The 14,486-nt window shown below is 67.3% G+C and carries 14 protein-coding genes; 8 read left to right on the forward strand and 6 right to left on the reverse strand.

Annotation, left to right across the window (positions count from 1 at the left end; translation table 11 throughout):
* Positions 1 to 45: 45 nt before the first annotated feature.
* The gene (locus tag JL11_RS07310) at positions 46 to 981 is read right to left on the reverse strand and encodes a ribose-phosphate pyrophosphokinase (RefSeq protein WP_054765079.1); all 936 of its coding nucleotides are present in this window, start codon (positions 979 to 981) and stop codon (positions 46 to 48) included.
* 191 nt (positions 982 to 1,172) lie between these two features.
* On the opposite strand from JL11_RS07310, the gene JL11_RS07315 reads away from it, so the two are divergent.
* Both JL11_RS07315 and recN read left to right on the forward strand, forming a co-directional pair.
* Positions 1,173 to 2,027 carry an outer membrane protein assembly factor BamD gene (locus JL11_RS07315; protein WP_054765080.1) on the forward strand — a complete coding sequence of 285 codons (855 nt, stop codon included), beginning with the start codon at positions 1,173 to 1,175 and terminating at the stop codon, positions 2,025 to 2,027.
* Between the two features lie 95 nt (positions 2,028 to 2,122).
* Complete coding sequence (recN, locus tag JL11_RS07320) at positions 2,123 to 3,820, forward strand: DNA repair protein RecN (protein ID WP_054765081.1); 1,698 nt, start codon at positions 2,123 to 2,125, stop codon at positions 3,818 to 3,820.
* A 47-nt stretch (positions 3,821 to 3,867) separates the two neighbouring features.
* Here recN and JL11_RS17435 read toward each other — a convergent pair whose 3' ends face one another.
* A complete protein-coding gene (locus tag JL11_RS17435; RefSeq protein ID WP_156314166.1) occupies positions 3,868 to 4,191 on the reverse strand; it encodes a hypothetical protein in 324 nt (107 codons plus the stop codon).
* A 78-nt stretch (positions 4,192 to 4,269) separates the two neighbouring features.
* Here JL11_RS17435 and JL11_RS07330 point away from each other — a divergent pair.
* The 3 genes from JL11_RS07330 to JL11_RS07340 all read left to right on the forward strand — a co-directional run bounded on the left by JL11_RS07330 (position 4,270) and on the right by JL11_RS07340 (position 7,974).
* Positions 4,270 to 5,459, forward strand: a protein-coding gene (locus tag JL11_RS07330; protein WP_197273355.1) for an IS3 family transposase whose coding sequence is annotated in 2 segments (ribosomal slippage) — positions 4,270 to 4,522 and positions 4,522 to 5,459 — 1,191 coding nt in all. Because the reading frame shifts where the segments join, the coding sequence is not laid out codon by codon here.
* A gap of 119 nt (positions 5,460 to 5,578) precedes the next feature.
* Positions 5,579 to 6,784: a saccharopine dehydrogenase family protein gene (locus JL11_RS07335; protein ID WP_054765083.1), complete on the forward strand. Its 1,206-nt coding sequence runs from the start codon at positions 5,579 to 5,581 to the stop codon at positions 6,782 to 6,784.
* An 11-nt stretch (positions 6,785 to 6,795) separates the two neighbouring features.
* Positions 6,796 to 7,974 (forward strand): carboxynorspermidine decarboxylase, encoded by a 1,179-nt coding sequence (locus JL11_RS07340; RefSeq protein WP_231681428.1) that lies wholly within the window; start codon positions 6,796 to 6,798, stop codon positions 7,972 to 7,974.
* 14 nt (positions 7,975 to 7,988) lie between these two features.
* On the opposite strand, the gene JL11_RS07345 is transcribed toward JL11_RS07340, so the two are convergent.
* The 4 genes from JL11_RS07345 to JL11_RS07360 form a co-directional block, all read right to left on the reverse strand.
* Positions 7,989 to 8,894: a hypothetical protein gene (locus tag JL11_RS07345; protein WP_054765084.1), complete on the reverse strand. Its 906-nt coding sequence runs from the start codon at positions 8,892 to 8,894 to the stop codon at positions 7,989 to 7,991.
* Between the two features lie 80 nt (positions 8,895 to 8,974).
* Positions 8,975 to 9,490, reverse strand: a complete 516-nt coding sequence (locus JL11_RS07350; protein WP_054765085.1) for a hypothetical protein — start codon at positions 9,488 to 9,490, stop codon at positions 8,975 to 8,977.
* Positions 9,491 to 9,493: 3 nt separating this feature from the next.
* The gene (gene xth / locus JL11_RS07355; RefSeq protein WP_054765086.1) at positions 9,494 to 10,291 is read right to left on the reverse strand and encodes an exodeoxyribonuclease III; all 798 of its coding nucleotides are present in this window, start codon (positions 10,289 to 10,291) and stop codon (positions 9,494 to 9,496) included.
* 101 nt (positions 10,292 to 10,392) lie between these two features.
* On the reverse strand, positions 10,393 to 11,322 hold the full coding sequence (locus JL11_RS07360; protein ID WP_054765087.1) for a hypothetical protein: 930 nt from the start codon (positions 11,320 to 11,322) through the stop codon (positions 10,393 to 10,395).
* Positions 11,323 to 11,447: 125 nt separating this feature from the next.
* On the opposite strand from JL11_RS07360, the gene JL11_RS07365 reads away from it, so the two are divergent.
* From JL11_RS07365 to JL11_RS07375, 3 genes are all read left to right on the forward strand, one after another.
* Positions 11,448 to 12,533: an MBL fold metallo-hydrolase gene (locus JL11_RS07365; protein WP_224761322.1), complete on the forward strand. Its 1,086-nt coding sequence runs from the start codon at positions 11,448 to 11,450 to the stop codon at positions 12,531 to 12,533.
* A complete protein-coding gene (locus tag JL11_RS07370; RefSeq protein ID WP_054765088.1) occupies positions 12,530 to 13,303 on the forward strand; it encodes an enoyl-CoA hydratase in 774 nt (257 codons plus the stop codon). Before JL11_RS07365 ends, JL11_RS07370 begins: the two co-directional genes overlap by 4 nt.
* 72 nt (positions 13,304 to 13,375) lie before the next feature.
* Positions 13,376 to 13,882, forward strand: a complete 507-nt coding sequence (locus tag JL11_RS07375) for a GNAT family N-acetyltransferase (RefSeq protein ID WP_054765089.1) — start codon at positions 13,376 to 13,378, stop codon at positions 13,880 to 13,882.
* The last annotated feature ends 604 nt before the right edge of the window (positions 13,883 to 14,486 follow it).

Here is a 14,486-nt window from a genome sequence, read left to right on the forward strand (position 1 = left end):
GTACTGGAAGGCGCTTATAACGTGTCGAAAGTGGTTTGCCGAAGATTAATCGAACAGCTTCGATACCGATTCCTCGTTGGCGATCCGACGGATAGCTTCACCGATCAGCGGAGCCACGGAAACCCTGCGAATTTTCGCGCAGTTCAAAACTTCGTGGGGTTGTTCGATGGAGTCGGTGATCACCAGCTCCTTCAGCGGCCCGTCGGTGATCCGCTGCACCGCCGGGCCCGACAGCACGCCGTGGCTGATATAGGCCGAGACCTCGGTCGCCCCCTGGTCGATCAAGGCCTTGGCGGCGTTGACCAGGGTGCCGCCCGAATCGACGATGTCGTCGAACAGGATGCAGCGACGGCCTTCGACGTCGCCGATGATGTTCATCACCTCGCTCTCGCCCGCCTTGGGCCGGCGTTTGTCGACGATGGCCAGGTCGGCGTTCAGTCGGCTGGCCAGGGCGCGGGCCCGCACCACCCCGCCCACGTCGGGCGAGACGATCATCAGGTCGTCGCCCCGGGCGTAGTTTTCCTTCACGTCCTGGGCCAGGACCGGAATGGCGACCAGATTGTCGGTCGGAATATCGAAAAAGCCCTGAATCTGGCCGGCGTGCAGATCCATGGTCAGCACCCGGTCGGCGCCGGCGCGGGTGATCAGATTGGCCACCAGCTTGGCCGAGATGGGCGTGCGGCCGCCGGTCTTCCGGTCCTGACGGGCATAGCCGAAATAGGGCATGACGGCCGTGATCCGCTTGGCGGACGCCCGCACCAGGGCGTCCGTGATGATCAGCAGCTCCATCAGATTGTCGTTGGCCGGATAGCTGGTCGACTGAAGGATGAAGACGTCCTCGCCCCGGACGTTCTCCTCGATGACGGCGAAGACCTCATTGTCCGCAAACCGCTTGACCTGGGCCTTCGTCAGGGGCGCGTCCAGATGGTCGGCGATGGCCTGAGACAGGCCTCGGTTGGAGTTGCCTGAGAGCAGCTTCATCGGCTGGTCATCCTTTCGCCGTCATCCGCCCCCCATGAACGGGTGTCGGTTGGCGCGCTCTTTACCAGCGGAGCCGGTCAGGGCAAGTCGTGCACGGAGATTTCCTCGGCATGGCGCGCCCCGGTCGCGGGTGCTAGAGATCGCCGCGTTGGTTTTTGGAAGCTGGGCTTGGGGCCCCGCTTTCGCTCGTCATGGGGTCGTCCTTGTCCGTTTCCAAGTTCCGTTCCGGCCTGGTGCTGATGGCCGCAGCGGCCGCCGCTCTGACGATTTCCGGCTGCGCCGGGAACAAGCGGCCCAGGCTCGCCTATGAAGAACGCCCGGTCGAGGCGCTGTACAACACCGGCTATCAGCGGCTGGAACAGCGCCGTTGGGCCGACGCCGTCGACTATTTCCAGGAGGTGGAACGCCAGCACCCCTATTCGGACTGGGCGCGCCGCTCGATCCTGATGCAGATCTACGCCTATTATCAGAACAACAACTATACGGACGCCATCGCCGCGGCTGACCGCTATATCCAGCTGTTCCCCGGCAATCCGTCGGCAGCCTACGCCTTCTATATGAAGGCCGTCTGCAACTTCGAACAGATCACCGACGTGGGCCGCGACCAGGGCTACGCCACCGCCGCCCTGGCCGGTCTGAAGGACGTGGCCCGCCGCTATCCGGGCACCCCCTACGCCACCGACGCCGCCGTCAAGATCGACATGGTCAACGACCAGCTGGCCGGCAAGGAAATGAACATCGGCCGCTACTATCAGCGCGCCAACCAGCCCCTGGCGGCCCTGAACCGCTACAAGGCCGTCATCGCCAATCCCGAGTTCCAGCGCACCTCCCACACGCCCGAGGCCCTGTACCGCCTGGTCGAGGTCAATCTGCAGCTGGGGCTGAAGGAAGAGGCGACCCGCAACGGCGCCGTCCTGGGCTACAACTTCCCCGGCAGCCCTTGGTACGCCGAGGCCTACGCCCTGCTGACCGAAAACGGCCAGACCCCGGAAAAGGCGCCCGAAGCCAAGCGCGAGAGCTGGCTGCAACGGATCATCCCGGGCTGATCGCCCGGGGGGCGGGGAAATAGCCTTGTGTATCCCTGCACATCTCTCGATTCTGACGGCGTGATCCTGATTCGTTCCACCGGCGACCAACTGTCATGCTGACCGCCCTTTCCATCCGCGACGTCGTTCTGGTCGACGTGCTGGATCTCGACGTCGAGACCGGCCTGACCGTGCTGACCGGCGAGACGGGGGCGGGCAAGTCGATCATTCTGGACGCCCTGGGCCTGGCCCTGGGCGGACGCGGCGACGCCGGCCTGGTGCGCAACGGCGCCAAACAGGCCGTGGCCACCGCCGTCTTCAGCGCCCCCGACGATCCCGACCTGCTGGCCCTGATCGCCGACAAGGGGTTCGAGGTGCAGCCGGGCGAGGAGCTGATCCTGCGCCGGGTCCTGAACGCCGACGGCCGCAGCCGGGCCTATGTTAACGACCAGCCCGCCGGGGTCACGGCGCTTCGCGAGATCGGCGCCGCCCTGGTCGAGGTGCACGGACAGCACGAAACCGTGGGCTTGCTGGACTGGCGCACCCACCGGGGACTGCTGGACGCCTATGGCGGGCTTCAGCCGCAGTTGCAGGCCGTCGCCGCCGCCTCGACAAAGCTGAAGGCCGCCGAGGCCAAACTGGCCGAGCTGAAGGCCCAGGCGGCCGACGCCGCCGCCCGCGCCGAGGAGATCAGCCTGAACCTGGCCGAGCTGGACGCGCTCGACCCCCGCCCCGACGAGGAGACGGAACTGGCCGGCGAACGCGCCCTCTTGGGCGCCGCCGAAAAGGCCATCGCCGATCTGGCCGACGCCCGCACCCAGCTGGGCGGCGACAAGCTGAGCCAGAAGCTGGGCGCCGCCCTGCGCGCCGTCGAACACGCTCGCCAGCGTGCGGGTCAGGCCGGGGCCGAGGGCGACCATCCGGTCATTGTCAAACTGTCGGCCGCCGTCGAGGCCATCGACCGCACCCTGGTCGAGGCGGCCGAGGCCATCGCCGCCGTGGACGCCGCCGCCGACGCCTTCGACTATGAGCCCGGCCGCCTGGACAAGGCCGAGGAACGGCTGTTCGCCCTGCGCGCCGCCGCCCGCAAGCTGCACACCACCGTCGACGCCCTGCCGTCCTTACGCATCCGCCTGCGCGAACAGCTGCGCCTGATCGAGGACGGGGAGGAGGCTTTAGCCGCCGCCGGCCGCGAGGCCGCCCAGGCCGCCGAAGCCTATGATCTGGCCGCCACCTTCCTGACCTCGGCGCGCGAGGCGGCGGCCGACCGCCTGACCGCCGCCGTCATGGGCGAACTGGGCCCGCTGAAGCTGGAGCGGGCGCGGTTCCGCGTGGCGCTGGAGCCGATCGAGGGCCGGCGCGGCCCCGACGGGGTTGAGACCGTCCGCTTCCAGATCGCCACCAACGCCGGAACCGACTTCGGCCCGCTGGACGCCATTGCGTCGGGCGGCGAACTGGCCCGGTTCGCCCTGGCCATGAAGGCGGCGCTCGCCAGCCGCGAGGACATGCGCCAGCCGGTCATGATCTTCGACGAGGTGGACCAGGGCGTCGGCGGCGCCGTGGCCGAGGCCGTCGGCTCGCGCCTGAAACGCCTGTCCACCGGCGCCCAGGTCCTGGTCGTCACCCACAGCCCCCAGGTCGCCGCCCGCGGCCACGCCCACTGGAAGGTGCTGAAAGCCGACCGCGACGGCCTGACCACCACCACCGTCCTCGCCCTGGACGCCGCGAGGCGTCAGGAAGAGATCGCGCGGATGCTGGCGGGGGCGGAGATCACGGATGAGGCGCGGGCGGCGGCAAGGGCGTTGATCGGGTAGGCGGCTTAGAGGGGAGCTTTGCGGAAATGTCTGTTGGCGGCGTCAAGTCAATACGGTGGTTCGGAAGGCTCATTCGCAGCTGTCCAGTTCGCACGCAGGATATTGACCTCCATCGGCGCGCCGACACCGACGGTACGCACCGTGGGCCAACCTGCCGCTTTGAACTCAGCGATGATTGACTGATAGGTCGCTAGATCAACCGCGGCGTGAATTATCGAAAATACTCCTTCGGCTTGGTCCTCGGCCAGTATTTCGCTGAGCGAGATGGAGCTTCGTCCCTCCGATCCATTGGTCGGACTCAGCACCTCCACGAGGAATACGCGGCCTCCACCGATACGGTTCGCGATCTGCTCGAGGTGCCGCGCGGTCACCGGTCCTAAGGTTAATGACGTGACCCCCTGAAACTCCTCCAGGAATAGCTAGAGTCCGCCCAACGAAGGACGGACAGAATGAAGCGATCGAGGTTCACGGAAGAGCAGATCATCGGGATCCTGCGGGAGCAGGAGGCCGGTGTAGCGACGGCGGAGGTGTGCCGACGCCACGGGGTCAGCTCGGCGACCTTTTACAAATGGAAGGCCAAGTTTGGCGGGCTCGACGTGTCGGAGGCTCGGCGGCTCAAGGCGCTCGAGGATGAGAACGCCCGGCTGAAGCGGATGCTGGCGGACGCGATGCTGGACAACGTGGCCCTGAAGGACCTGCTGGGAAAAAAGTGGTGACGCCCGCCGGCTATCGCGAGGCGGCTGGCCATCTGCAGGCCGCCTACGAGATGAGCGAAAGGCGGGCGTGCCGTGTTCTGGGCGTCGATCGGACGAGCGTGCGCTATCAGGCGACGCGCCCGGACGACGGCGCTCTGCGCGACCGGCTGAAGGCCCTGGCCCAGGAGCGTCGGCGGTTCGGCTATCGACGTCTGCACGTGATGCTCCGGCGCGAGGGCCATGCGGTCAACAAGAAGCGGGTCCAGCGGATCTATCGCGACGAGCAACTGACGGTGCGCCGGCGCGGCGGCCGGAAGCGAGCGATGGGCACGCGGCGACCGCTGGACCTGCCGCTGGCGCCCAACCAGCGCTGGTCGCTGGACTTCGTCGCAGACCAGCTGACGGACGGGCGGCGCTTCCGCATCCTGACGGTGATCGATAACTGTACGCGCGAGTGCCTGGCGCTGGTGGCCGACACCTCGCTGTCGGGCGCGCGGGTCGTGCGGGAGTTGGACGCCGTCATCCGGCAGCGAGGGCGGCCCGACACCATCGTCAGCGACAACGGCACGGAGTACACCTCGAACGCGGTCCTGGCCTGGGCCGACGACACCGGCGTCGGCTGGCACTACATCGCGCCGGGCAAGCCCCAGCAGAACGGCTTCAACGAAAGCTTCAACGGGCGGCTGCGTGACGAGCTGCTGAACGAGACGCTGTTCCGCTCGCTGCCGCACGCTCGCGCCGTGCTGGAGGCGTGGCGACGCGATTACAACGAGCAGCGTCCGCACTCGAAGCTCGGGTGGCTGACGCCGCAGGCTTATGCAGAAGCGCTCACCGGACACATCGGCCGGCCTGCTGCGCTGGTTGATGGCTGCGCAGACCGGCCTCTTGCCAACCCAGCCGATCACAGCTCAGATCAACCTAGGACTCTCGTTATGGCTGGATGAGAAACGGGGGTCACGTCACCCCGCCCATTAGCGATCCTGTCATCATCGTGCTATGAGCCCCGCCCTTTATACGGGCGGCGATGTCGCCGAGGCCTTTCAAGACTTCAGGAGAAGCACAGATGAGCAGGGTGCTGGTCATTGGCGCCGGCGGCGTCAGTTCGGTCGCCGTCCATAAGATGGCGATGAATTCGGACATCTTCTCGCACATCACCCTGGCCAGCCGCACCAAGGCCAAGTGCGACGCCATCGCCGAATCGGTGAAGTCGCGCTTCGGCGTGACCATCGACACGGCGGCGATCGACGCCGACGACGTGGCCGCCACCACCGCCCTGATCCAGTCGGTCAAGCCGGCCCTGGTCGTGAACCTGGCCCTGCCGTACCAGGACCTGTCGATCATGGACGCCTGCCTGGCCGCCGGCGTCAACTATCTCGACACCGCCAACTATGAGCCGCGCGACGAGGCCAAGTTCGAATACAAGTGGCAGTGGGCCTATCAGGACCGCTTCAAGGACGCCGGTCTGATGGCCCTCTTGGGGTCGGGCTTCGACCCCGGCGTGACCTCGGTCTTCACCACCTACACCAAGAAGCACCTGCTGGATTCGATCGAGACGCTCGACATCCTGGACTGCAACGGCGGCGACACCGGCCTGCCGTTCGCGACCAACTTCAACCCCGAGATCAATCTGCGCGAAGTGACCGCCAATTCGCGTCACTGGGAGAACGGCCAGTGGGTCGAGGGCCCGGCGCTGAGCCACAAACAGACCTTCGACTTCGAGGGGGTGGGCCCGAAGAACATGTACCTCATGTACCATGAGGAACTGGAGTCGCTGGCCAAATTCTATCCGGAAATCAAGCGCATCCGCTTCTGGATGACCTTCGGCGACTCCTATCTGAAGCACCTGGAGGTGCTGGAGAACGTCGGCATGACCTCGATCGAGCCGATGATGTTCCAGGGCCGCGAGATCATTCCGATCGAGTTCCTGAAGGCCCTGCTGCCCGAGCCCGCGTCGCTCGGCCCGATCACCAAGGGCAAGACCAATATCGGAACTATCGCCACCGGCCTGAAGGACGGGGCGCAGAAGACGGTCTACGTCAAGAACATCTGCGACCACGAAGCCGCCTATGCCGAGACCGGCAACCAGGCCGTCAGCTACACCACCGGCGTCCCCGCCATGATCGGCGCGGCCCTGATGCTGACCGGCCAGTGGAAGGGGGAGGGGGTGTTCAACATGGAGCAGCTGGACCCCGATCCCTTCATGGACATGCTGAACAAGCACGGCCTGCCCTGGACGGTCGAGGAACTGTCCGCTCCGCTGGACTTCTGAGGATAAGCCCCATGGTCATGCAGACCCAGGCCGGCGGACCGGGCGCCTTCGCCCGGTTCGATCTGAACCGCGTCCCGTCGCCCGCCTTCGTGGTCGACGAGGTCGCGGTGCGTCGCAACCTAGCCGTCCTTCAGGACGTCGGGGCGCGGGCGGACGCCCGGGTGCTGCTGGCCCTGAAGGCCTTCTCCATGTGGTCGCTGGCCGATGTCGTCGGGGAATATCTCGACGGCGTCTGCGCCTCGGGCCTGTGGGAGGCGCGGCTGGCGCGGGAGTTCTACAAGGGCCACCTGACCACCTATTCCCCGGCCTACAAGCCCGCCGACCTGCCCGAGATCCTGCGGCTGTCGGACACGGTCATCTTCAACGCCCCCGACCAGATCGCCCGCTTCGCCGAGCTGATCGCCGCCGCGCGGGCGGAGGGCGAGACGTTCGACATCGGCCTGCGGCTGAACCCGGAGCATTCGGAGGGCGAGGTCGCCAAATACGACCCCTGCCAGCTTGGCTCGCGCCTGGGCTTCCCGGTGTCGCAGCTGAAGCCGGAACACTTGAACGGCGTCGACGGCCTTCACATCCACGCCCTGTGCGAGCAGGGGTTCGAGCCGCTGGAGCGGATCTGGCAGGCCGTTGAGCCGAAGCTGGCGCCCCTGCTGCCGGATCTGAAATGGATCAACCTGGGCGGCGGTCATCATGTGACCCGCGCCGACTACCGCATCGACGCCCTGGTCGCCTTCCTGAAGGATCTGGGGCGGCGCTACGGGCTTCAGGTCTATATCGAGCCGGGCGAGGCCATTGCTCTGGACGCCGGCATATTGGTGGGCGAGGTGCTGGACACCTTCCACAACGGCCTGCCCATCGCCATCACCGACATCTCGGCGACCTGCCACATGCCGGACGTGATCGAGGCTCCCTACCGTCCGGCCATGCTGAACGAGGCGGAAGGCGGGGTGACCTATCGCCTGGGCGGGCCCTCCTGCCTGGCCGGCGACATCATCGGCGACTATGGCTTCGCCACGGCGCCGACCGCCGGAACCCGCATCGCCTTTCTGGACCAGGCCCACTATTCGATGGTGAAGACCAACACCTTCAACGGGGTGCCGCTGCCGGCCATCGCCCTGTGGAACAGCGACACCGACACGCTGAAGCTGGTTCGCGAATTCAACTGGTCAGAGTTCCGCGACCGCCTGTCCTGACGGACCTGGGGGTCTTAGACCCCCAGGATCCAGCCTTCTTCCTGCTCCACCTGGGCGATCAGTTCGGGCGTGGCGTCCTTGGGCGGGCCGAAGGCCTTGGCTAGTTCGCCGGCCTCGTCCATATGGGCCAGGGCCTCGGCGGTGCAGCGGACCTGGGCCTGATCCTTGAACTCGCCCTCATGGGGCTTGCCGTCGAACATCGAGGGCCAGACCTCGACCACAAGGGCCGACAGGGGCTCGACATCCTCAGGGCTAAGCGCGCGCCAGCCGGTGCCGAACGGCCAGACGGCGCCCGAAGAGCCTAGGCTTTCCAACAGCCTGCGCACCGCCGGAATGCCCACCAGGGTCTGGCCGCCCACGGCGCCGGCGCCGTGCATCTGCCACACGCTCTTGGGCTGCAGCTTGCCTTTGCGCGCCGCATTTTCGGTCGCCCGGAACTCGGGGATGTCGGCGCCGGCGCCGGCGGGCGGCTTGGTGGTCGTCAGCCAGCGCTGCGCCTGTTTGGCCGGGGCGCCCCACAGGGGCCAGGCCTCGTCCGTCATCAGCCGGTTCATCTTGGCCGCCACCTGATAGCGGTTGTTCGTATTGTCGGCCTTGTCCACGACATTGGCGGCGATGAATTTCCACATGGCCTGCCAGGGGGTTCCCTCCAGCTTCAGCCGCGCGGCCGTGCCGACCGGATAGCCGAAGTTGAAGTCCAGCCCGACCAGAACCCGGTCGCCGCGCTTTCGGTGGTCCGCCAGGATCGAGGCCAGCAGGGCCTCGCCCTCGGCCCGGGTCGCGACATTGTGCGTCTCGGTATAGAGGCGGAAGCGGACGTCGCGCTTGGCCACCCCGATCCACAGCGAGCTGTCGCCCAGCTTCTTGGTCTCGGCGGCGGTCCAGTCGGCGACGACATAGGCGTCGAATAGGCGGGCCAAGGCGGCCTCCCGTAAAAAGGCGTGTCGTTAGGAATGAGCGGGGGTTCTAGACCGCTCGCCGCCCAATCGGAAGGGGGCGATCAGCTCTTCAACAGGGCTTCCAGGTGCGACAGCCACCGCCGACCCAGCCGCAGCGCCTCGCCGGGCGAGCCGGTTCCGCCGGCCAGGGCGGCGTCCCACAGGGCCAGTTCGAACTCGGGATGACGGGCGTCTGCGAACATCAGCCGCAGCACCACCTGTTCGGCGTCCGGCGCCATGACGTCCAGCGACTTGCGTGTCTCGCCGCGCCGGATGCGGGCCACCACATGGCCGTCGACGATGATCTCGCCGCCCTCGACCTCCTCGAAGGCGTAGGCCAGGCCGTGGGCGCCGTTGGCCCACAGGACCACCACCTGTTCGACGTCGAAGTTCAGGGCGCAGGCCCGGCCCTCGCGGGGGGAAACGGCCTCGACCTCAGGCGGGGCGCCGAGGGCCTTCAGAAGGGCCCGGCGTATCCGGCGCGGCGGCTCCATCCACCAGGACAGGGCCAGGGCCAGGGTCGTCAGCAGGGCCGCCGCCAAGGCGATCAGCAGGACCACCCGAACGACCTCGGCCATGGGTCAGCCCTCCGATCCGGCCGAGAGGTCCAGATCGACCACCACCGGCACATGGTCGCTCGGCTTGTCCATCTCGCGCGCGTCGCGGTGGGTCTCGATCCCCTTCAGCCGATCGGCGGCCTGGGGCGACAGCAGGGCGAAGTCGATGCGGATGCCGTGGTTCCTCTGCCAGGCGCCGGCCTGATAGTCCCAGAAGCTGTAGGTCCCGGCGGGTTCGTTGGCGACTTCGTGCGCATCGGCCAGGCCCAGATTCTTCAGGGCGCGAAACGCCCGGCGGCTCTGGGGCTGGAACAGGGCGTCATCGGTCCAGGCGGCGGGGTTCTTGGCGTCTTCCGGCTCGGGAATGACGTTGTAGTCGCCGCACAGGGCCAGCGGCTCCTCGAAGGCCAGCAGGTCGCGGGCGTGGCGGTTCAGCCGATCGAACCAGGCCAGCTTGTAGTCGAACTTCTCGGTGCCGATCGGATTGCCGTTCGGCAGATAGATGGAGGCCACCCGGATCGGCCGGGGCGCCTCGACCACCGCCTCCAGATAGCGGGCCTGTTCGTCGGTCTCGTCGCCCGGCAGGCCGCGCCGGATGTCCGACAGCGGGTGTTTCGACAGCAGGGCCACGCCGTTGTAGCTCTTCTGGCCGTGGGTCTCGACGTTGTAGCCCAGGCTCTCGAATGCCTCGCGCGGAAACTTCTCGTCCACGCATTTGATCTCCTGGAAGCAGGCGACGTCGGGGGCGGCCTGTTCCAGCCAGGCCAGCACGGTGGGCAGGCGAGCGTTGACCGAGTTCACGTTCCAGGTGGCGATGCGCATGACGGGGACGCTAGGCTGCGTCTCGGTTTCGGGAAAGAGGCGCCGCAAACAAAAGGGCCGCCGGATCGCTCCGGCGGCCCCTTGCCGTCAATCGGTCTGTCTTAGGGGCGGCCGCCGGCCGGGGCGGGGGCCGCAGCAGGGGCCGGCGTCAAGGTGCAGCCGCCGCCGATCCGCTGAGCGGTGGCGCAAGGGTAGATCTGCTGCACGACGTTCTCGGCGTTCACGCGGGCGATGACGCCGTCGGCGCCGGCGCATTTGGCTTCATAGAACATGCCGTTGGCGTTCTGGCCCATCAGGCGCGCCTCGGTGACGTCGCAGCCCGCCGCTTCCGATCCCGCCAGCAGTTGCTTCACCTGAGCCGCATTCTCGGCGGCGGTGGTGAAGGCGCAGGCGCCGCCTTCAGCCAGCACCTGGATACAGGGGGTCTTGGTCCAGTTGTCGTTCAACTGCTTGACCCAGAAGCCCGCCGCGTCGGCGCAGCCGACCTCATACATGACGCCTCCGTCGTTGGACTGACCCAGGACCTTGGCCTGGTCCACGGTGCAGGGGACGCCCGCCTTCTGGGCGTATTCGCGCAGAACCTTCTGGGTGTCGGTGTTGGCGGGGATGGTGCATTGCGGGCCGACGTCGGCGGCGGGATCGCGCTCGCGCACCACCGAGGCCGAATGGGCCAGAAGCACACAATCCGTGGCCGACGGCGGGGTCTTGGATTCGATCATGAAGCCCGGGCCAGTGGCGCAGGCGACCTCATAGACCGAGGTCTTGGCGGCGGTTTCGCCCAGCAGCTTGGCTTCGGTGACCTGGCAGTTGGTGTTGGCCAGGGTGGCCTGTTCCTGAGCCGCCGCCATGATCTGCTCAGGCGTCGGCGGCGCAGGGCGGCGTTCGCGCCGTTGGCGCGCTGCGGCGGCTCGTGAAGAGCCTTCTGCAACAGCCTGGCGATCGTCATTGGCGCGGGTCTGGGCCGCGGCGGGAGCGACCGTAACGGCGCTGAACATCAGCGCCGCGAGGACGGCGGCGAAGCGGGCTTTCATGGAACACCTTGGAGATCTGAAAGGACTGAACGCTTCGTGGCCTTCTAATCGGGCAGGGTCAAGGCGGCTGTGGACGATGGAGGGCTGACGGGATTAAGGTCTGCGCGTTTTGATTGGAGACCCACTTGGCGGACGATGCGACGGCGGTGAAGACGGGGATGGACGCAAGAGGGCTGACCTACCCCATGCCCCAGACGCCCGCGGGAGGGGAGGCGATCGAAGTCGCCCCCGGCGTCCTGTGGATGCGGCTGACCCTGCCGTTCCAGCTGAACCACGTGAACGTCTACGCCCTTCAGGACGGCGACGGATGGACGGTGGTCGATACCGGCCTGCGCACGCCTGACAGTATTGCGGCCTGGGAAGCAGCGCTGGCCGGCGCGCTGGAAGGGCGCCCGATCCGCCGCCTGGTCTGCACCCACATGCACCCCGATCACATCGGCCTGGCCGGCTGGCTGTGCGAGCGGAGCGGCGCGCCGCTGCTGATGTCGCGGCTGGAATATGTCACCGCCCGGATGCTGATGGCCGAGGAGGCCGGGGACGCCCCCGAAGACGGCGAACGCTACTATCGGGCCGCCGGATGGAGCGAGGCCCAGATCGACCGCTGGCGCAAGGATTACGGCGGCTTCGCCAAGGGGGTGTCGGCGATGCCGCGCAGCTATCTGCGGCTGTCGGATGAGGATGTGATCCAGATCGACGGCGACGACTGGACCGTGGTGGTCGGGTCAGGACACAGCCCGGAGCACGTTTGCCTGTGGCGTAGGTCTGACGACGTTTTCATCTCCGGCGATCAGATCCTGCCCCGGATTTCGTCGAACGTCTCGGTCTGGCCCACCGAGCCCGAAGCCGATCCGCTGGGCGACTGGATGGATTCGCTGGAGAAGCTGCGGCGCCTGCTGCCGGACGGAGCCTTCATTCTGCCGTCGCACGGGGAGCCCTTCCTGGGCGTTCACGCCCGGCTCGACGCTCTGAAACGCGGTCATGAGACGGCGCTGAAACGGCTTGAACGGACCTTGCGTCAACCGTCTAGGGTGATCGACGGCTTCCCGGCCGTGTTCGGTCGGGCGGTCGGAGACGGGGTGCTGGGCATGGCCACGGGCGAGGCCCAGGCGCACCTGAACTATCTGGAAAAGCGCGGCCGCGCCAAACGGACGCGCGATGAGAACGGCGTCGACTGGTGGACGGCCGTCAAACGGGACGAGGAAACGACGTGAGCGAACATATCCGCACCCAACTGGCCGACGGCGTCCTGACCCTGACGCTCGACCGGGCCGACAAGAAGAACGCCATCACACAGGCCATGTATTCGGCCCTGTCCGAGGCCGTCGAACAGGCGCGCACCGACGATACGGTGCGGGTGCTGCTGCTGCGCGCCGAGGGCGACAGCTTCTCGGCCGGCAACGACATCGGGGACTTCATCGCCATCGGCTCGCAGACGGAAAGGCCGTTCGACATGTCGGTGTTCCGCTTCCTGAAGGCGCTGGCCGATCTCGACAAGCCGCTGGTGGCGGCGGTCAAAGGTCGGGCGGTCGGCATCGGCCTGACCATGCTGTTGCACTGCGACCTGGTGGTGGTGGCCGAGGACGCCCTGCTGTCGGTTCCGTTCGTCAATCTGGCCCTGGCGCCGGAGGCGGCGTCCAGCCTGCTGCTGCCCGCCGCGATCGGCCATCAGCGGGCGTTCGAACTGTTCGCCCTGGGCGAGCCCGTCGACGGACGGACGGCGGCGGCCTGGGGCCTGGCCAATCGCGTCGTTCCGGCGGAGGCGGTCGAGGCGACGGCGGCGGATCTGGCGGCCAAGGTGGCGGCCCGTGCGCCCAATTCGATCCGCAAGACCAAGCGGCTGATGCGCGATGCGGAAGGTCTGTGGGCCCTGATGCAGCGCGAGGGCGAGGCGTTTGGATCCCAGATGCGGAGCCCCGAGGCCATGGAGGCCTTCATGGCCTTCACCCAGAAGCGGGCGCCCGACTTTTCGAAGGCGGGCTGAAGGCGTCGCAAGACCGCGCCTTGATTCAGCGCAGCTTTGGTTCTAGGTGCGCGCGCCCCCGTCGGAGCGCCCATGTCGCACGCCTCTATCCAGATTTCGGCCCCTGACCTGGTCGCCGAGCCCATCGCCCTTGAAACGCCCGCCGACGCGGCGGGCGTGGACGCCCTGGTTCTGGCCGCGTTTGGCCCAGGCCGTTTCGCCAAGACGGCCGAGCGGCTGCGCGAGGGGACGCGTCCCGCCGTGGGCTTCGTCGCCCATCGGCAGGGCCGGATCGTCGGGTCTGTCCGGCTGTGGCCCGTGGTGATCGGCGCGACGCCCGGCCTGTTCTTAGGCCCCATCGCGGTCGAGGCGGCGGTTCGCAGCGAAGGGCTGGGGGCGCGTCTGGTTCAGGCCTGCGTCGATCATGCCCGGATGACGGCGACCGGCGGGGTTCTGCTGGTCGGCGACCGCGCCTATTTCGAGCGGTTCGGCTTCGTCGGGGCGCCCGAGGCCCAGTTGCCGGGGCCGGTCGATCAGCGGCGCGTGCTGTGGCTGGCGGTCGGGAGTGAAACGGCGGCCGGCGGCGTCCGCATCGGCTGACCTTCCCCCGGCGGGCTCATTGAACGCGAAAACAGTGTCCGATGTGTCCGATGTGTCCGACAAAAAAGGTGTCCGATGTGTCCGATCTGTCCGACGCTCCTTGTTTTTCAAGCGGAATCTCACCGGCCCTGATCGGGCTGTCCGATGATGGGGTCCGCGACGGCTGTGGGCTGACCGTCGCGTCGGCGAGGGTCTGACAAGGCCGAGGGATCGGACCAGAAAAAAGGTGTCCGATGTGTCCGATCTGTCCGACGGCCTTTGATCTTATTGCTAAAACAGCTGGACACTGATCGGACTGTCCGGCGGCGGCCCCGCCTTGCTCTCTCTCTCTCTGCGATGTCAAAGACCGGGCGTCATTATAGGGGCGTCGGGCGGGGCGCCGGATCGTTCGGCGGCTGAGGCCGCAAGCCGTTGAAACAGAGGGCGTGTTCTGGCCACATCGCGCGGGCGTTCGAGGTCAGGCCCTGGGACGCCGGGGGAGGGAGAGGGCGGGGGATGAAGGCGGGCGACGCCTCGCCCGGATCGGACGGGAGGGCCAGCCGGATCGGCTGAAGAAGAATCGCTTCGCGGTTCCGTCCAGGACGATCAGCCACTAAGTCAGGGG

It is taken from the genome of Brevundimonas sp. DS20 (genome assembly GCF_001310255.1).
Classification (GTDB): Bacteria; Pseudomonadota; Alphaproteobacteria; order Caulobacterales; family Caulobacteraceae; genus Brevundimonas; species Brevundimonas aurantiaca.

Excerpts from the sequence above, each read along its gene's own strand:
- JL11_RS07310 (WP_054765079.1), bottom strand. The coding sequence starts at position 981 with ATGAAGCTGCTCTCAGGCAACTCCAACCGAGGCCTGTCTCAGGCCATC.
- JL11_RS07315 (WP_054765080.1), top strand. The coding sequence starts at position 1,173 with ATGGGGTCGTCCTTGTCCGTTTCCAAGTTCCGTTCCGGCCTGGTGCTG.
- recN (WP_054765081.1), top strand. The coding sequence starts at position 2,123 with ATGCTGACCGCCCTTTCCATCCGCGACGTCGTTCTGGTCGACGTGCTG.
- JL11_RS07335 (WP_054765083.1), top strand. The coding sequence starts at position 5,579 with ATGAGCAGGGTGCTGGTCATTGGCGCCGGCGGCGTCAGTTCGGTCGCC.
- JL11_RS07340 (WP_231681428.1), top strand. The coding sequence starts at position 6,796 with ATGGTCATGCAGACCCAGGCCGGCGGACCGGGCGCCTTCGCCCGGTTC.
- JL11_RS07350 (WP_054765085.1), bottom strand. The coding sequence starts at position 9,490 with ATGGCCGAGGTCGTTCGGGTGGTCCTGCTGATCGCCTTGGCGGCGGCC.
- xth (WP_054765086.1), bottom strand. The coding sequence starts at position 10,291 with ATGCGCATCGCCACCTGGAACGTGAACTCGGTCAACGCTCGCCTGCCC.
- JL11_RS07360 (WP_054765087.1), bottom strand. The coding sequence starts at position 11,322 with ATGAAAGCCCGCTTCGCCGCCGTCCTCGCGGCGCTGATGTTCAGCGCC.
- JL11_RS07375 (WP_054765089.1), top strand. The coding sequence starts at position 13,376 with ATGTCGCACGCCTCTATCCAGATTTCGGCCCCTGACCTGGTCGCCGAG.